This window comes from Kribbella sandramycini, assembly GCF_013131805.1.
Classification (GTDB): Bacteria; Actinomycetota; Actinomycetes; order Propionibacteriales; family Kribbellaceae; genus Kribbella; species Kribbella sandramycini.
Map to the genome: position 1 here is coordinate 502,891 of NZ_JABJRC010000005.1, position 16,392 is coordinate 519,282.

At 68.8% G+C, this 16,392-nt stretch carries 17 protein-coding genes; 6 read left to right on the plus strand and 11 right to left on the minus strand.

The annotated features are described in order from the left end of the window. Window positions 1–180 precede the first annotated feature (180 nt). The 5 genes from HPO96_RS23020 to HPO96_RS23040 all read right to left on the minus strand — a co-directional run bounded on the left by HPO96_RS23020 (window position 181) and on the right by HPO96_RS23040 (window position 3,721). Complete coding sequence (locus HPO96_RS23020) at window positions 181–837, minus strand: amidohydrolase family protein (protein ID WP_171675787.1); 657 nt, start codon at window positions 835–837, stop codon at window positions 181–183. Continuing rightward, window positions 834–1,706 (minus strand): SDR family oxidoreductase, encoded by an 873-nt coding sequence (locus HPO96_RS23025; protein ID WP_171675789.1) that lies wholly within the window; start codon window positions 1,704–1,706, stop codon window positions 834–836. Before HPO96_RS23025 ends, HPO96_RS23020 begins: the two co-directional genes overlap by 4 nt. Next, window positions 1,703–2,449 carry an SDR family oxidoreductase gene (locus HPO96_RS23030; RefSeq protein ID WP_171675791.1) on the minus strand — a complete coding sequence of 249 codons (747 nt, stop codon included), beginning with the start codon at window positions 2,447–2,449 and terminating at the stop codon, window positions 1,703–1,705. Before HPO96_RS23030 ends, HPO96_RS23025 begins: the two co-directional genes overlap by 4 nt. A gap of 95 nt (window positions 2,450–2,544) precedes the next feature. After that, on the minus strand, window positions 2,545–3,477 hold the full coding sequence (locus HPO96_RS23035; RefSeq protein WP_171675793.1) for a LysR substrate-binding domain-containing protein: 933 nt from the start codon (window positions 3,475–3,477) through the stop codon (window positions 2,545–2,547). A gap of 46 nt (window positions 3,478–3,523) precedes the next feature. Beyond that, a complete protein-coding gene (locus HPO96_RS23040) occupies window positions 3,524–3,721 on the minus strand; it encodes a hypothetical protein (protein ID WP_238355389.1) in 198 nt (65 codons plus the stop codon). Between the two features lie 198 nt (window positions 3,722–3,919). Here HPO96_RS23040 and HPO96_RS23045 point away from each other — a divergent pair, with 198 nt between their 5' ends. From HPO96_RS23045 to HPO96_RS23055, 3 genes are all read left to right on the plus strand, one after another. After that, a complete protein-coding gene (locus HPO96_RS23045) occupies window positions 3,920–4,732 on the plus strand; it encodes a SigB/SigF/SigG family RNA polymerase sigma factor (RefSeq protein WP_171675797.1) in 813 nt (270 codons plus the stop codon). A gap of 20 nt (window positions 4,733–4,752) precedes the next feature. After that, window positions 4,753–5,244, plus strand: coding sequence for a DNA polymerase ligase N-terminal domain-containing protein (locus HPO96_RS23050; protein WP_337796767.1), 492 nt, complete (start codon window positions 4,753–4,755; stop codon window positions 5,242–5,244). 94 nt (window positions 5,245–5,338) lie between these two features. Then, complete coding sequence (locus HPO96_RS23055; RefSeq protein WP_171675801.1) at window positions 5,339–8,509, plus strand: glycoside hydrolase domain-containing protein; 3,171 nt, start codon at window positions 5,339–5,341, stop codon at window positions 8,507–8,509. Here HPO96_RS23055 and HPO96_RS23060 read toward each other — a convergent pair. From HPO96_RS23060 to HPO96_RS23080, 5 genes are all read right to left on the minus strand, one after another. Next, window positions 8,506–9,141 carry a nitroreductase family protein gene (locus tag HPO96_RS23060; RefSeq protein WP_171675803.1) on the minus strand — a complete coding sequence of 212 codons (636 nt, stop codon included), beginning with the start codon at window positions 9,139–9,141 and terminating at the stop codon, window positions 8,506–8,508. The two genes, HPO96_RS23055 and HPO96_RS23060, sit on opposite strands and share 4 nt — an antisense overlap. A gap of 12 nt (window positions 9,142–9,153) precedes the next feature. Beyond that, window positions 9,154–10,110 (minus strand): penicillin-insensitive murein endopeptidase, encoded by a 957-nt coding sequence (locus tag HPO96_RS23065; RefSeq protein ID WP_171675805.1) that lies wholly within the window; start codon window positions 10,108–10,110, stop codon window positions 9,154–9,156. Window positions 10,111–10,190: 80 nt separating this feature from the next. Then, the gene (locus tag HPO96_RS23070) at window positions 10,191–10,808 is read right to left on the minus strand and encodes an L-threonylcarbamoyladenylate synthase (RefSeq protein WP_171675807.1); all 618 of its coding nucleotides are present in this window, start codon (window positions 10,806–10,808) and stop codon (window positions 10,191–10,193) included. 11 nt (window positions 10,809–10,819) lie between these two features. Then, window positions 10,820–11,386, minus strand: a complete 567-nt coding sequence (locus tag HPO96_RS23075; RefSeq protein WP_337796768.1) for a class F sortase — start codon at window positions 11,384–11,386, stop codon at window positions 10,820–10,822. Between the two features lie 74 nt (window positions 11,387–11,460). Continuing rightward, window positions 11,461–12,315: a DUF4397 domain-containing protein gene (locus HPO96_RS23080; RefSeq protein ID WP_171675811.1), complete on the minus strand. Its 855-nt coding sequence runs from the start codon at window positions 12,313–12,315 to the stop codon at window positions 11,461–11,463. Window positions 12,316–12,447: 132 nt separating this feature from the next. Between HPO96_RS23080 and HPO96_RS23085 the strand changes: the two genes are divergently transcribed. From HPO96_RS23085 to HPO96_RS23095, 3 genes are all read left to right on the plus strand, one after another. Continuing rightward, window positions 12,448–13,134, plus strand: a complete 687-nt coding sequence (locus tag HPO96_RS23085) for a hypothetical protein (protein ID WP_171675813.1) — start codon at window positions 12,448–12,450, stop codon at window positions 13,132–13,134. A gap of 36 nt (window positions 13,135–13,170) precedes the next feature. Then, window positions 13,171–14,640: a DHA2 family efflux MFS transporter permease subunit gene (locus HPO96_RS23090; RefSeq protein WP_171675815.1), complete on the plus strand. Its 1,470-nt coding sequence runs from the start codon at window positions 13,171–13,173 to the stop codon at window positions 14,638–14,640. 92 nt (window positions 14,641–14,732) lie between these two features. Continuing rightward, window positions 14,733–15,569, plus strand: a complete 837-nt coding sequence (locus tag HPO96_RS23095; RefSeq protein ID WP_171675817.1) for a CPBP family glutamic-type intramembrane protease — start codon at window positions 14,733–14,735, stop codon at window positions 15,567–15,569. Here the strand turns inward: HPO96_RS23095 and HPO96_RS23100 are convergent. Next, window positions 15,494–16,312, minus strand: coding sequence for a M23 family metallopeptidase (locus HPO96_RS23100; protein ID WP_171675819.1), 819 nt, complete (start codon window positions 16,310–16,312; stop codon window positions 15,494–15,496). The genes HPO96_RS23095 and HPO96_RS23100 overlap by 76 nt on opposite strands. Window positions 16,313–16,392: the final 80 nt, after the last annotated feature.

The window sequence follows — 16,392 nt, forward strand, 5'->3', positions numbered from 1 at the left end:
GAAGCGGCCGGCGTCGTCCTCACCCAGCCAGATTTGGTTGCAACTACCAACGATAAGCCCGCGTCGTCAGGTTTTCTGAGACACCCCCTCCCCGGGAGAGGGTTTACCGCATACGATCCGGTGCTTGTTGAGTGATCAACAGAGCCACCCCGGCGGAGCTGTCAGGGCCCGCCGGGGTACCTAACGCGCGCAGCAGTCCACGGGGTCGAAGCGCTGCCACGCCGACACATCACCGCCGGCGGCTTCGACCCGAGCGGCGAGGGCCGGCAAGAGCTCGCCCGAAGCGACGGCGAAGCGGATGTCGGGGTAGCGGTTGAGGATGCCGGTCAGCGTCAGATCGGTGACCGCGCGAGCGGTTTCGAACCCGAACTCGATCAGGTTTCGCGGCCGGTCGAGCGCTACCTGTCGCCATTGCGGCGGTGAGGTCGGATGCAGGAGCACCAACGCACGACGGTCGTTCAGCGAGCGCCAGAGCGGTTCCCAGGCGGGTTCACCGGGGTATTGCCCAGCCGCGTTGGTGAGCAGGACGACGCCGTCCGCACGCAGGGCCCCGAAGGCGTGGTCAAGCTCGACGAGCGACCCCTCGACGTCCGGGAGCGGGAGGCTGGCCAGGAAACCCGACGACAACCCGGCGGCGTACTCGTTGACCCGCCGGGCCAGGATCCGCGCCCGGAAATCGTCGCCGAAATGCACCCCCGGCGACGGCAGCGAAAGCAGGACGCCGGGGGCGGGGGTCGGCGCGGCCGGCCAGCCGGGCAACCCGTCAGGACGGAGATGCCCGGCTCGCTCCGCCGCCACGACGTACTCGGGCGGGAGGTAGTGCTGGTGGATCGTCATGCTGTCGGGTGGAGGAGATCTTCCAGGCCGATCCGGTGCAGGAACTCGGAGCGGACCCGGTCCGCGACCGCGTTGACCACGACGGCGCCGTCGTCCGACGGGTCGTAGCTGGCGCGGAAAGGCCGCTTGCCCTTCTCGGTCTCGACGACCGACACGATCAGCTTCGCGACCTCGCCGACGTCCGACCACTCCGGCTCCAGGTCGGCCAGCCGCTGCCCGACCTGGTCCATCAGCCCGGCGTACTTCGTCTCGTACGCCGCGACGACGTCCGTGTCGGACGGCGATCCGCTGTGCAGGAAGTGGTTCGTGCCGTGGGTGAAGGCGCCCGGGACGACGATGGTCGTCTCGATCCCGAACCGGGCCAGCTCCAGCGCGTACGTCGCCGCCAGCGCGTCCATCCCGGCCTTCGCCGCGAAGTACGGGCCGAGGTACGGCGGGGTTCCGCCCCGGGTACTCGAGCTGCCGACCCAGACGACCAGCCCATCCTGCTGCCCCCGCAGCACCGGCAGCGCCGCGCGGTTCAGCCGCTGCGCGCCGACGACGTTCGTGTCGTAGATGTCCAGGATCTGCTCGGGCGTGAACGCCTCGGACGGCCCGGTCACCATGTGCCCGGCGTTGTGGATCAGGACGTCGATTCGCCCTTGCTCGCGGACGACGGCGTCGACAGCCTGCTGGACGGACGCCTCCGAGCTGACGTCGAGTTCGAGGGCTCGCAGGTGGGGCGAGTAGGCCGTGGCGTCGGCCGCGGCGGTCGCGTTCCGGCCGGCGAGGTCGCGCATTCCGGCGTACACGAGGTGGCCGGCGTCGACGAGGGCGCGGGCGGTGAGCGCGCCGAACCCGCTGGACGCGCCACTGATGAGGACGATCATGCTGCGGAACCTCCGTTGGCGTAGATGACCTGGCCATTGATCCAGCGCGCGGGGCCGGCCAGGAAGGCGATGATCTCGGCGATGTCGGACGGCTGTCCGAGGCGTTCGAGCGGCGGCTCGGCGGCGATCCGGTCGATCAGCTCCTGCGGCTTGCCGTCCAGGAACAGCGGGGTCGCGGTCGGGCCGGGTGCGACGGCGTTCACGGTGATGTCACGGCCGCGCAGCTCGCGGGCCAGGATCAGCGTGACCGCCTCGACGCCGCCCTTGCTCGCGGCGTACGCCGAATAACCGGGGCGCGCGAGCAGAGTGAGCGAGCTGGAGATGTTCACGATCGCGCCGCCGCTGCGGACCCGGCGGACGGCCTGCTGGTCGATCACGAACGTGCCGCGCAGATTCGTCCGGACGATCTGGTCGAAGACCTCCAGGTCGAGCTCGGCCAGCGGAGCGAGCGGCATGATGCCGGCCGCGTTGACGACCACGTCGACCCCGCCGAACTCCTGCTCGGCCCGGTCGAAGAGCGCGGTCACGGCGGTCTCGTCGGCGACATCGGCCTGGACGGCGATCGCCCGGCCGCCGTCCGCGACGACCTCCTGGACGGCATGTTCGGCGCGCTCCTGGCTGCCGGAGTAGCCGATCACGACCGCGAAACCGTCGCGGCTGAGCCGGACCGCGGCCTCGCGGCCGATCCCGCTCGAGCCGCCGGTCACGATCGCGACCCTCCCGGCAGTGCTGTTGTCTGTCATCGTCCTGTGCTCCTGATCTTGGTGTCGTTCTTGCTGACACCTCGATCGTGCTCCGGACAATGGATCAAGTCCAACGACTCAAGTCGATGAATGGATCAGTTCTGTTGATGCATCTGCGCACCCAACTCGGTCCCCGGCGGCTGCCGCAGATGCGCGCCGACCAGCCCGAGCAGCGCGCGCAGCGCGGCGGTCGGCTTCCGCTTCCGCAGCGTCGCCATGTAGAGCGACCACTCGAAGGTCTGGTCCGCGATCGGCACGACGCGGACGGTGTCCAGCCCTGCGACGGCGTACGCCGGGAGAATCCCGAGACCGACCCCATGCGCCAGGAACTGGACGCCGTTCTCGATCCCGAGCGCCTCGACGACGACCTGGCGCTCGATCCCGGCCGCCTCGAAGGTCTGGTCGATCAGCGTCCGGGTTCCGAACCCCGGCGGGAAGTCGACGAACGCCTCGTCGGCGAGATCGGCCAGCGTGACCGAGCGCCGCCGGGCCAGCCGGTGCCCGACCGGGACGGCCAGCGCCTGGGGAACGCGCAGCAACTCCCAGGTGGTCAGCTCACGCGGGACGCTACCCTGCGCAACCCCCAGAAAGCCGACATCGATGTCGCCGTTACGCAGCGCGACCACAATGCCGGCCGAACCCTCGGCGTCTACCCGCAACTGCAGCTCGACGTTCGGATACCGGCGCCGGAAGTCACCGGCCGCGGCCGGCAGGTCGATCAGACCGAGACCCGGCAACAGGCCGACCCGGACCGTACCGCGCATCCCGGTGCCGAGCTCGTCGACGACATCGCGGGCGCCCTGGACGGCGTCCATCACCGCGAGCGCCTCGGGCAGCAACGCCGTACCGGCCTCGGTCAGGACGACGCGCTGCGCGTTCCGCTCGAAGAGCGTGACCTTCAGATCACGTTCCAGCGCAGCGATCGCGGCGCTCACCGCACTCTGGACGACGTGCAACCGGCGGGCGGCCAGCGTGAAGCTGCGCTCGTGCGCCACCGCCACGAAGTACTCCAACTGCCGCAGTTCCACGACGGCAGTCTGTCACCGCGCAGGCACCAGTGTCGCTCACGCGACACTAGGAGGAGGCGGGGCGCACGGATTCGTTGTCGACCCAGACCAGGTGACCGTGATGGCTGACCAGAACCTCGCCGGACCGGCGGCCCAGCTCGTGACCGGCGATCCAGCGGCCGCCGACGCGGATCTGGACGTCACCGGACGTGGCGTTGTCAGTAGGGGTTGGGACACCTTTGGCCGGGAAAGAGGCGAGAGGCATGGCACCTGACTTCGGAACAGGGGCGGAGACGAGGGGTGGCAGCGACAAGACTACAACCGCTCTGTGACGCGGTGTTAGCGATAACTCGGATTGATCGAGATGTGTACGAGCATCCGGGTGGGGTAGGAATGATGTCGAGAGGTCCTGACCGTGGTCCAGACATGTGCCGCGCCGTGACTCACGTCGCGAGGTCAGAACATGAACCCCACCGCAGTTGCCAGCCAGGGCGCCCAGCGCGCCGATCAGCAGCGCGACGCCGAGACTCAGGAGCTCCTGAGCCGGCGGGCCGCCAGCACCGATGAGAATCTGCGCTCCGAGCTCCTCGATCGAGCGATCGAGTTGCATCTCGGAGTCGCCCACAGCATCGCGTCCCGATTCCGGGGCCGCGGTGTGGAGACCGACGATCTGGACCAGGTCGCGTACCTGGGCCTGGTCAAGGCCGCTCGGGGTTTCGACCCGAGCAGCGGGACGCCGTTCCTGGCGTACGCCGTGCCGACCATCCGCGGCGAGGTGAAACGGTACTTCCGGGACTGCTCCTGGACGGTCCGGATCCCGCGCCGCCTGCAGGAGCTGCAGGGCTCGATCGCGTCCGTCCGGCCGCAGCTGGTGCAGGACCTGCACCGCGAGCCCACCCAGCAGGAGATCGCCGACGAAATAGGGGCCGAGGTCAACGAAGTCGAGGACGCGGTGGCCGCGGACGGCTGTTTCACCGTGCTCTCGCTGGACCGTCCGCTGGACGGCGACGCCGCCACCCGGCTGGGTGACACGATCGCCGACGACGAGGACAGCCCCTTCGAGCGGACCGAGGCGGTCGCCGTCCTCGAGCCGGTGCTCACCCAGCTGAAACCCCGCGAACGGCGCATCCTCGAGCTGCGCTTCGTCGAAGGGCAGACGCAGGCCGACATCGGCGCCGAGATCGGCGTCAGCCAGATGCAGGTCTCCCGCCTGCTCCGCGGCATCCTCGACCGCCTCCGCGACCAACTCGAACCGCCCGCGGCAGCCGCCGCTTGAGCCACCGGCCGATCTTCGTAGTGCAGTTGCACGACGCCAGGCGACTGCACTACGACATCCGGCTGGAGGTGCACGGCGTCCTGAAGTCCTGGGCGGTACCGCGCGGCCCGTCGCTGGACCCTTCGGTCAAGCGACTGGCCGTGTTCACCACCGACCACGATCTCGAGTACGCGTCGTACGAAGGCGTCCACGCCGACAGCAAGTACGGCAGCGGCGCGGTGATCGTGTGGGACGCCGGGGTCTACACCAACCTCACGCGGGACGACCGGCAGCAGCTGGTCGAACCCGCGACGGCGATCGAGCGCGGTCATTTCAAGTTCCAGTTGTACGGCGTGAAGCTGACCGGTGCTTGGGCTTTCACCCGCACCGGCGCCGACTGGCTGCTGGTGAAGGTCCGCGATGACGACGCCGATCCGGAACGGGATATCACCAGCATCGAACCTCGATCGATGCTGAGTGGTCTAACGATCGGGGAAATGGCCGCCTCGGCGAGGGATGGTCAAGAGACCTGACCGATTGTGGTCAGGGACTTGTCTTGACCCGTTCTGAGCGGGCTGCTCAGACTGCTTGCGTTGTTGACTCTGCCTCTCCGTCCGGAGGACATGAATGCGCAAGCCGGCTCTCGCTACAGCCCTGTCCACCGTCGTCCTGAGCACGCTGCTACCGCTGCCCGCTCAGGCCGCGCCGCCACCGGTCTGGACGCACAACGCGGCCGACCGGCTGTTCGCCGACACCGCCCGGCCCGCGGGCGCGCCGGCCACGATCGACCTGTACGCCGCGCGGAACGAGACGGAGGCGGCGCAGATCGCCGTCCGGCCGACCGCGTCGACGGGGAACGTTTCGGTTGCCGTCAGCAACTTGACCGGACCGGGCGGCTCGACCATCTCCGACGTCACCGTCCGGCGCGAGTACCTGCACCCCAATGTCACGCTGGCCGACAACTGGCCCCCCGCCGCCGAGCGCGAGGGCACCGGCTCCAGGTACTACGACGCCCTCGTCGAGAACACTCCCCGGACCTTGGACGCCAACGTCACCCAGCCGTATCACTACAGCGTGCGCGTGCCCACCGGCGCGACGCCCGGCCTGTACACCGGGACGGCGACCGTCCAGAGCAGCGCCGGGAACGTCGTAGTACCGGTCCGGCTGACCGTCTACAACGCAACGCTGCCGCCGACCAATCAGTCGACGTTCAAGCTGAACAACTGGACGACGTCGGCCGGGTGGGACTACCAAGGAACCATCCGTGCGATCCCGCTCCAGTACGGCGTCCAGATGTACGACGCGAACTGGTGGAAGGTGATCGAGGCGATGGCCCGCAACCACGCCCGGCACCGGAACAACGTCGTCTTCGCGGACTTCCAGGCGCTGCTGATCCCGAACACCACGATCGATGCGGCCGGCAACTACACGTTCGGCTGGGAGACCTTCGACCGGTTCATCCAGATCTACCGGGACGCCGGCGCCCTGCAGTGGATCCACACCCCGCACCTGCTGATGAGCAGCAATCCGAACACCAACCCTGCTACTCCCAGCAAGCTGGAAATGCTGAAGCGCGCGGCCGACGGATCGACGCAAAAGGTCGAGGTACCGTCCGGCTCCGCCGAGGGGACGGCGTACCTGAACAAGCTGTTCCCGGCGCTCAAGCAGCACCTGGACGCCAAGGGCCTGACCGACATCTTCTACATGAGCGCGAACGACGAGACGGTGCACCGGGCCGACACCGACGCCGCGAACTGGATGTACGACATCTACCGCAGGTACTTCCCGAACCCGAAGCTCAACGAGGCCGAGCTGGCGGTCCTGAACCCGACCGCCAACGTCACCGCGAACACGCCGATCCTGGACCTCTACGAGAACAACATCGGCCACTTCCAGAACAAGCGGCTGAACGGTAACGAGCTCTGGATCTACAACTGCATCAGCCCCCGGGGCACCTATCTCAACCGATTCATCATGTCGCACCTGGCCAAGACCCGGCTGACGCCGTTGCTGGCCTGGAAGACCGAGGCGGTCGGCTACCTGCACTGGGGCTGGAACTACTGGTTCCACAACGATCTCCACGAGCGGTTCGACACCTTCGACGGCGCGCAGAACGGGGACGCCTTCATCGTCCGCCCGAACCGCGCGGCGTACGACGTCTACGACAGCGTTCGCAGCGAAGCCCAGCTGGACGGCGTCGAGGACTTCGAGCTGTTCACTCAGCTGGCCAAGACCAAGCCGGTGCTGGCGAAGGCGCTCGCCAACTCACTGCTGACGAACTCCTACACGATGGACCGCTCGGGGGCCGCGGCCGACGCCGTCCACCGGCAGGTGCTCGACGCGCTCGCCTCCGGCGGCCCCGACCAGGCCTACCCGTACGCCGACGACTTCGCCGCCGGTTCGCAGTCCTGGCAGGCGACGTCCGGCTCGTGGTCCGCCTCCGGCGGCACGCTGAACCAGACGGCGACCGACGGCTGGAACTACGTCGCGGGTCTGGAGGCTCGTGCGTACGGCGATGTGGCCGCGAGTGTCGATCTGCAGATCAAGGGCGTCAACTCGAACGGCGGTAACACGAATTGGGCCGGGCTCGTCGTCCGGAACCTGAACCCGACCGATCTGGACAGCGGCTACTTGGTGGCCCAGCGCAACAACGGCGAGGTCTTCGTCTACCGGTCCGGCACGACCCTCGGCCGAGCCCAGGCGCCCGGCTACACACCCGGCGCCGTCAACCGGCTCCGCGTCATTGCCCGTGGCAACAAGATCACCGTGTACGCCGGGACCGGGTCGGCCCCGGTGCTGACCGTGACCGACGCGGCCTTCAAGGCCGGCGGCGTCGGCCTCGCCAGCGGCGGGGTGAACGTGTCCTTCGACAACGTCCGGCTGAACCCGGAGGTCAACCCGGCCGAAGGATCCGCCGTCACCGTCTCCTCGTCGTACGACGGCGACGGCTGGCGCCCCTCGACCGTCGTGGACGGCCGGCGGACGTCGGACCCGAGCTCGATGGGCTGGACGTCGGCCGCCGCGGCGAGCGCGACCGACCAGCAGTCGGTCAAACTGGACTTCGGCGCGACCCGCTCGATCAGCCGGATCGACCTCTACCCGCGGACCGACGGGAACAACGTCGGGATCGGCTTCCCGATCGACTACACCGTTCAGGTCTCGACCGACAACGCGAACTGGACGACGGTCGACACCCGGACGAACCAGCCGCGGCCGAACGGTCCGCAATCGGTCAGCTTCGCGGCTCGCGACGTCCGCTACATCCAGGTCGTCGGGACGAAACTCGGCCAGGATCCGTTCGGCACCTACCGGATGCAGCTCGCCGAGATCGAAGGCGCCGGCGGCAACCTTGCGGCCGGGCGGCCGGTCACCTCGTCATCCTCCTCGGAGTTCGCCAACGAAGGCTGGCTGCGGGTGAACCTGACCGACGGGGCGCGGCAGTCCCGGCTGTGGAACTCGATGGGCTGGACGAGTGACGCCGTCCCGGCGTCGGACCAGTGGGCGCGGGTCGACCTCGGCGCGCCGACGCGGATCAGCAAGGTGGATCTCTACGCCCGGTCGGACGGCGGCAGCACCGGCGGCTTCTTCCCGATCGACTACGTGGTCGAGACGTCGACGGACGGGGTCAACTTCACCCCGGTCGCGACGGCGAACGACGTACCGCAGCCGGGAGCGGCGGCTGTGTCGCACAGCTTCGCGACAACGACCGCCCGGTACGTACAGGTCCGTGGTACGGAGCTCCGGGCGGAGAGCCCCGGCGTCCACCGGATGCAGCTGGCCGAGCTGGAGGTGCGTTAAAAAGTGTCGACGTGGATGACATCGTCGAGTGACTGCCGCGCGGCGGGCTTGAAGGTGTCACCCGTGTAGTACGCGGTTGGGAGCAGCACGGACTGCCGGATCTCCTCCGGCAGTCCGAGCAGCTCCTGGATCTCCTGCTCGTAGAGCATGTGCAGTGTCGTCCACGCCGTCCCGAGCCCGCGGGACCGCGCAGCCAGGCAGTAGCTCCACGCAGCGGGCAGAATCGATCCCCACGTGCCGGACTGGTTCCCAGCCGGCAGTTTGCTGACCTGCAGACACGGGATGACCAGCACCGGGACCTGTCCCATCCGCTCGCCCAGGTAGGCGACGCTGTCGCCCACTCGACGCTGGACCGGCGCACGGTCCGGGTCGTCGGCGTGCAGCTTGCCAGCCGCGCCCGGACCGGCCAGGTACTGCTCGACTGCCCGCCGGTAGTACTCACCGATCGCAGCGCGCTTCTCGGCGTCCGTGATGACCATCCAGTGCCACGTCTGTCGGTTGCTGCCCGAAGGCGCCTGGACGGCGACCTCGATGCACTCCCGGACCAGCTCCAGCGGCACGGGCCGCTGGAGGTCCAGGCGCTTGCGGACGGTCCGGGTGGTGGTCAGGAGTTCGTCGGGCGTCAGCGTCATACCGCCAGTGTGTCAGCAGGTGTAGAGCGAGTTCGGGTGCACCTTCTCGCAGTAGCGGACATGCAGGTGGTTGTCGTGCGCAGGCCACTCGGTGGTCAGGCCCTCGTCGATCAACGTCGGGTCGTTGAAGAAGATGATCCGGACGTGGCCGGGCGCGGCAGCGCGGATCGCCTGCACCAGCTGGCGGGTGGCGGCTCGGTCGTACGTCGTGGACTGCCAGGTGATCCGGCCGGCGGTGCACTGGTTGTTGTCGGTACGGATCGGCCAAATGTCGATGTCCAGCCCGACCTCGTGGCTGCCGTGGCCGGGGATGTCGCCGCCGTGCTCGAACCCGGCGTCGCCGTACGGGATCTTGCCCTGGCCGGTACCGGCGAAGGCGCGGCCCGCCTGCTCCATCTGGGCTACGGCAGCAGAGGTGGCCCAGTTGGCCGCCGTACCATTGCCGTCCGGGTCCTGGTCGCAGAGGTTCGCGGTGAAGTCGGGGTAGTCGTAGTGCCAGGTGAGGTTGCGCCAGGTGATCGGGCCGACGATTCCGTCCGCGCCGATCCCGGCGTGCGACTGGAACGCGACGACCGCGTCGCGGACCGCCGTACCGAAGACGCCGTCCACCGGGAGGCTGAGGCGGCGCTTGGCGTTCAGCTCGACCTGAAGGGCCTTGACGGCCGCGTTGTTGTCACCAGAACGGACAGTCGGGACCAGCGCCGCCCAGGTGTTCGGGCCGACGATGCCGTCGGCGCCGAGGCCCTTCGCGGTCTGGAAGGCCTTGGCTGCGGTCACTGTCGAGGCGCCGAAGACGCCGTCGGCCGGGACGCTCTGCGCGTGGTGTTGCAGCAGGTACTGGATCGCGAGCACGTCCGCGCCGCGATTACCGCTGCTCTGGGTCGGGAAGAAAGCGTTCGCGTAGGCGCTCGCAGTGGTCGGAGCCATCGCGAGGGTCAGGGCAAGGAGCGCAACGAGCAGACGTCGCATCAGGTCCTCCGGGGCGGGAGAGGGAACTAATTTACGGTCGCTCGCCACAATCCGCCATCAATTGCCCTGCACGCAAGCCCTCACTCGAACGGGCTGGGGTCACCCGCCCCGACCCGGACCACCTCGGGGACGTCGTCGGAGAAGTCGATCACCGTGGTCGGCTCGACGCCGGTCTCACCGTCGATGACGGCGTCGACCTGGTTGTCGAGCTCCTCCTTGATCTCCCAGCCCTGGGTCATCGGCTCCTCGTGACCGGGCAGCAGCAGCGTGCTGGACAGCATCGGCTCGCCGAGCTCCTCGAGCAGCGTCTGGGTGACGACGTGGTCGGGGATCCGGACGCCGACGGTCTTCTTCTTCGGATGCAGCAACCGCTTCGGCACCTCTTTGGTGGCCGGCAGGATGAACGTGTAGCTCCCCGGCGTCGTCGCCTTGACCGCCCGGAAGACCGCGTTGCTGATGTGCACGAACTGGCCGAGCTGCGCGAAATCCTGGCACATCAGCGTGAAGTGGTGCCGGTCGTCGAGCTGCCGGATCTGCTTGATCCGGTCGATTCCGTCCCGGTTGCCGAGTGCGCAGCCGAGCGCGAAACAGGAGTCCGTCGGGTAGGCGATCAGGCCGCCGCCGCGGACCAGATCGACCACCTGGCCGACGGCTCGTTTCTGCGGATTCTCCGGGTGCACATCGAAATACCTGGCCATGACCGCCGAGCCTACTCCGCGAACCCTTCGGCTGTGGCCGTGACGACCAGGTTGTCGGCGTATCCGCCGGCGGCGGCGTCGTACGGGCCGGTACAGGTGATCAGCACCAGACGGTGGTCGCCGGTCTGGTCGAACGCGCCACTGCGGGTCGCGAGGGCGTCTTTCGGTACGGATCGAACCGTGGTGATCCGGTACGTCGCCCGGCGATCGGCTGCCGTGAGGGTGACGCGCTCCCCCGGTTCGACCTTGCGCAGGCGGGCGAAGAAGCCGAGGCCCTCTTCCTTGGTGTCGACGTGACCGGCCAGCACGATCGAGCCGAACGGATCACCGGCCTGGGCACCGCCGTCCCACCAACCGACGCGCCGCGCGCCGGACGGGACTTGGAGCTGACCGTCCTTGGTTCCGGCCGGCAGAACTGGCGCGTGTGCGCCGCCGGGCAGGACGACTGCGGTCGGCACGAAGCGGATGCGCTGGCTGGGCGCCGGCGTACCGCTGCGGGCGGCCGACGGATCACCGACGGTTGGGGTGGACGGCGGCGTCGGCGTCGAGAGGCCGCCATCCACCCCGGTGCCCGGCACAGCTCCGTCCAGCTGCGCGGTGCACCCCTCCAGGCCCACGCAACAGCACAACAGCAGCCCGAGCAGCAATGCCCTCAGCGACGCACCACCCTCCGGACGGCGACCGCGCCGGCCAAACCGGCGAGCAGCACCAGGACGAGCAGCGGACTACGGTCGGTCGCCGCAGCCTGACCGCCGGTGCCGGTATTCACCAGATTCGGCTTCTGCGAACCCGCGGCAGCGAGTTTGATCGTGCCGACGGCCACCGTCATCGTCTTCGACGCCGGTGCGCCGACCGCGAAAACCCGGGTCAGATAACCGGCCTTCGCCGGTAAAGCCAACGGACCGAGAACAACAGGTGACGAAGCACCGGCGGGTACGATTTCAACACGGTAAGTAGCGGCCGGAACGACTACGTCGAGTGATTCTCCGTTCGCGACATTCGCGAACAGCACCTTTCCGTTGACCCGAATATCGGCCGGGCCGACGGCGGCGGTGTGGGCGACCCGGACGGCGGCCTTGTCGGCCGGCACGGCATCCAGCTTGTTGTTGTACGACGTGATCACCGGGGCGCCGGTCGGGGCGGCCGGCTGGTGGATCACCACATCGAGGCTGCCGCCGGAACCGACCGTGACGCGGCGCTCGATGACCACCTTTCCGCCTTGTCTGGCAGTGATCGTGCGCTGCCCGGCGGCGACGGCGATCGGCCCGACGACCTTCGCGGCCGGAGCCTTGGCGGCCACCTGACGGCCGTCGACGCTGAGGTCGAGACTCTGCCCGGGCAGCCCCTGGACGAGGTACAGACTGGCGCCGGCGGCTGCTTGCGAAGGGGTCGCGAGCAGTAGCGGAACGAGTGCGGCCAGGGCCGCCAGAACAGACCGGCCAATTACCGGACCTGAAATTCTCGAAAATACCGGTCGAAGCCGGTCGACCACCCTCTGTTTCTGCATTGCGCCCCCCTGGGTTTGCGTTGCCAATTCACCGGGTATTGGACGGTTCCGGTGAATTCCGGCGTATCGTAAGCGCAACTTCGATCCGGCCGCCAGAGGAAGCGGCCGGATCTGTCGGAGGGCAGAGGAAAGATGCGGAACCCCGCCCGGATACTCGCTGCTGCCGTGCTCGCCTGGGCGCTGGTCGGCTGTTCGGAGGAGACGCCGCCGCCGGTCGCCCCGAGCCCGGGGGTCGGCGAGACGGTCGCCGTACCGACCGAGTCGCCGTCCGCATCAGCCGGGCCGGGTGCGACCGAGCCCGGGATCCGGCTCACCGCCGTCCCCCGGCCGGACGGGGCCTTCGATCTGATCGAGGACGTTCTGTTGCCCACGGCCACGGATTTGCTGCAGCTGCAGGTGCCGGCGTCCGGTGAACTGCTGCCGGGGATGATGACCCGGACGACGCCGCGCGCGACCGACCTGCAGGTCATGGCCGACGACCAGCCGGTCGCGATCGAGACGCCGTCCGTGGACACCACCCGCGAGGTGCCGTTGGCCGCACCGGCGACGAAGCTGCGACTGACCTACCGACTGTCCGGCTCAGCAGTTCGGCGGACGGCGCAGAAGCCGCGCCGGGCCAACGCCGCGCTCCGCCCGCTGCTCGCGGCCGCGGAGGGTACGTTGCCGACCACGATCACCGTGGCGGGCGGCCTGCTGAACGCGGTCTGCCCACTGCTTCCAGAGACCCGCTGCGCAATGGGGAATCCGCCCGCGCTCGCGATCCAGCCGGACCTGCCGGCGGCTCAGTCGCTGGTCGTCGTACAGCTCGACCTACCCTGACCGCGTTTTGTCCGAGGGCAGGCTTACTGTGAGTTCATGGCGGAGGATCGGATCGCATTCGGGACTGCGCGGGCCCGGTGGGTGCTGGCGGCGACCGCGCTCGGGTCGGGGATGGCCTTCCTCGACGGCACGGTGGTCAATGTCGCGCTGCCCGCGATGGGCGAGGAGCTCGGCGCGGGGATGGCCGGTCTGCAGTGGATCGTCAACGGCTACATGCTGATGCTGGCGTCGCTGATCCTGCTCAGCGGCTCGCTCGGCGACCGGCTCGGCCGCCGCCGGATGTATGTCACGGGCGTGATCTGGTTCGCGGTCGCCTCCGTGATCTGCACGATCGCGCCGACACTCGAGGTGATGATCGCGGGCCGGGTGCTGCAGGGGATCGGCGGCGCGCTGCTCACCCCAGGCAGCCTGGCGATCCTGCAGACCACCTTCGCGCCCGCGGATCGCGGTAAAGCGGTCGGCGCCTGGTCGGGGCTGACGTCGGTCGCGGCCGCGATCGGCCCGTTCGTCGGTGGCACGTTGGTCGACAGCGGGTCCTGGCGGCTGATCTTCCTGATCAACGCGCCGATCGCGCTGGTGACCGTGCTGGTCACGCTGCGGCATGTTCCGGAGACGCGCGACGAGACCTCGGCCGGCAAGGTCGATGTGAGTGGCGCGGCGCTGGCGACGATCGGCCTGGGCGGCTTCACCTTCGGCCTGATCCAGGCGGGTGATCGCGGGTTCACGGATGCCGGCGTCCTGACCAGCCTGGTGATCGGCGTACTCGCGTTCGTGTTCTTCCTGGTGGTCGAGCGGCGGAGCTCACATCCGATGCTGCCGCCGGGTATCTTCGCGAACCGGCGCTTCACCGGCGCGAACCTGGTGACCGTCGTGGTCTACGGCGGTTTGGGGACGGCGACGTTCCTGGTGGTCGTCTTCCTGCAGACCGCACTCGGTTACGCCGCTCTGTGGGCGGGCGCGGCCTTGTTGCCGATGACCGCGCTGATGCTCGGGCTGTCGGGGTATGCGGGTGGGCTGGCGGAGAAGATCGGCGCGCGGATTCCGATGACGGTCGGGCCGGTGCTGATCGCGCTCGGATTCCTGCTGATGCTGCGGATCTCCCCCGGCGTGAGTTATGTGACCGCGGTGCTGCCGGCGGTCGTCGTCCTCGGGTTGGGGTTGGTGTCGACGGTGGCGCCGCTGACGGCGACGGTGCTGTCCTCCGTCGAGGATCACCATGCGGGGATCGCATCCGGGGTGAACAACGCGATCGCGCGGTCCGCTCAGCTCATGGCGGTGGCCGCGATTCCGATGGCGGCCGGGATCACCGGCGCGATGTACCGGGATCCAATTGCCTTCAGCAACGGGTTCCACCGGGCGCTGATCATCTCGGCGGCGCTGGCGGCGACCGGATCGGTGATCGCCTGGGTCACGCTCGGCGACGGGGCGCGGCGGCGTCCGGTCCAGGTCGAGCACCACCGGCATTGCGCACTCGAGGCGCCGCCGTACACCGACGCGACTCCCTGACGACTCAGCTTGGTGGACATGTCGACATATTCGGGGTTGTTTTGACACGGTCGTGTTATATGCTCGCCGGCAGACGACTGGGGAGGTACGGGGTGAACGTGTGGTGGCGGGCGGCGTACGGCGCGGCAGCGATGGGGATCGCGCTCGGGAGCTCGATCACGGTGTCGGCGGCCGTGGACAACAAGTACTTGCCGGCGGTGGTCTGCGCGCTGATCGCGATCCTGCTGATCCGGCCGTTCCGGCGCCGTAAGGAGCTCGGGCTGGTCGCGCCGCTGCGCGGCCTGCTGACCGGCGTTCTGGTCACTGGCGGCTGCGCAGCCGTGGTGTTCGGGGCCGGCACGGCCGCGGGCTGGATCAGCTGGGGCCGGTTCGACGTCCGCGCCGTGCTGCTGTTTCTGCTGACGAACACCATCATCGCCGTCCTGCTCGAAGCCCTGCCGGAGGAGCTGAGCCTGCGCGGCCACGCGTGGACGGCGCTCCGCTCCCGGCACGGGGGTTTCGTCGCGGCGCTCGGGACGACCGGGCTGTTCCTCCTGGTGCCGGGGATCGCGTCCGCGGTCCAGCTGATCCTCGGCGGGATCCTGGATCTCGACAGCCAGGAGCTGAGCCTCGCTCCGCCCGGCGAGGATCCGGTCGCCTATTTCGTCCTGCTGACGATCTTCGGGTTCACCTTGGTCGCCGCCCGCGCCGCAACCGGTTCACTGTGGGCCAGCGTCGGGACCCATCTGACCTTCCTCACCGTGAACCGGTTGAGCGTCCAGGGCGCGGATCGGGACGCCGGATGGTCGGCGTCCGTGGTCAACCAGGACGTCCTGCTGCTGATCCCGGCGTACCTGATCCTCGCGGCCCTCGTCTACTGGGCGGGACAGTCCTTGATGTCGCGGCCGGCGTTGTCCTTGGCCTCGTCGTTACCCCAGCGGGAGAGGTAGTACGCGGAGACGAACTGGTTGCGCGGGCCGACGTCCAGGTCGGTCTGCAGCCACCACTTGTTGAAGCTGTTGCCGACGCGGACCACCGGGCCCTCGACGCGGCAGTAGACGTAGCTGGTGCCCTTCTTCAGCGTGCCGGTCGACGGGTTGACGCCGGGAGCGGCGTACCCGGGAGCGTCCTGGAAGGTGTCGACCCAGAACTTGGTCTCGACCGGCCCGCTGCAGTTCTCACTGGTCTCGGCGTACTGGAAGTACTGCCACTTCCGCGGCACCTCGATACCACGGAACTTGGGCTGCCGGACGGTGGTGCCGGTGATCTGTTCGTAGTGCAGATGCGAGCCGCTGGTGTTGGTGCCGGTGTTGCCGACCGTGCCGATCTGGGCGCCCAGAGCCACTGTGTTGCCAACGGCAACGGTGCGGGTGTCGAGATGCAGATAGCGGGTCTTCCAGCCGAAGCCGTGATCGATGACGACCATGTTGCCCGCGTCCGGGGCGAATCCGGAGACTGTCACGGTGCCGGCGGCCGAGGCCAGGGCCGGGGCTCCATGGGTCCGGCCGGCGTTGTTGATCATGTCGATCTTCTCCGGCGGGTTGTGACCGCTGTGGGTGGCCATCGTCCAGGTCTCACCGCACGGGACCGGCATCTGGAAGATCGGCTCCTCGGTGACCGAGGCCGCCGACGGGACGGCGTACAGGCCGGTGGCGGCCAACGATGCGAGCAGGGCCAGGCGGATCAGCTTCATGGGACGGGCCTTTCACGACTCGGGTCCGCTCAGCGTAGGTCGGCGGACCCGGCACGGCAGTCCATTCGAGCTGGGCCGAA

Coding starts and splice junctions, on each gene's coding strand:
- HPO96_RS23020 (WP_171675787.1), bottom strand. CDS start 837: ATGACGATCCACCAGCACTACCTCCCGCCCGAGTACGTCGTGGCGGCG.
- HPO96_RS23025 (WP_171675789.1), bottom strand. CDS start 1,706: ATGATCGTCCTCATCAGTGGCGCGTCCAGCGGGTTCGGCGCGCTCACC.
- HPO96_RS23030 (WP_171675791.1), bottom strand. CDS start 2,449: ATGACAGACAACAGCACTGCCGGGAGGGTCGCGATCGTGACCGGCGGC.
- HPO96_RS23040 (WP_238355389.1), bottom strand. CDS start 3,721: ATGCCTCTCGCCTCTTTCCCGGCCAAAGGTGTCCCAACCCCTACTGAC.
- HPO96_RS23045 (WP_171675797.1), top strand. CDS start 3,920: ATGAACCCCACCGCAGTTGCCAGCCAGGGCGCCCAGCGCGCCGATCAG.
- HPO96_RS23055 (WP_171675801.1), top strand. CDS start 5,339: ATGCGCAAGCCGGCTCTCGCTACAGCCCTGTCCACCGTCGTCCTGAGC.
- HPO96_RS23060 (WP_171675803.1), bottom strand. CDS start 9,141: ATGACGCTGACGCCCGACGAACTCCTGACCACCACCCGGACCGTCCGC.
- HPO96_RS23065 (WP_171675805.1), bottom strand. CDS start 10,110: ATGCGACGTCTGCTCGTTGCGCTCCTTGCCCTGACCCTCGCGATGGCT.
- HPO96_RS23070 (WP_171675807.1), bottom strand. CDS start 10,808: ATGGCCAGGTATTTCGATGTGCACCCGGAGAATCCGCAGAAACGAGCC.
- HPO96_RS23080 (WP_171675811.1), bottom strand. CDS start 12,315: ATGCAGAAACAGAGGGTGGTCGACCGGCTTCGACCGGTATTTTCGAGA.
- HPO96_RS23085 (WP_171675813.1), top strand. CDS start 12,448: ATGCGGAACCCCGCCCGGATACTCGCTGCTGCCGTGCTCGCCTGGGCG.
- HPO96_RS23090 (WP_171675815.1), top strand. CDS start 13,171: ATGGCGGAGGATCGGATCGCATTCGGGACTGCGCGGGCCCGGTGGGTG.
- HPO96_RS23100 (WP_171675819.1), bottom strand. CDS start 16,312: ATGAAGCTGATCCGCCTGGCCCTGCTCGCATCGTTGGCCGCCACCGGC.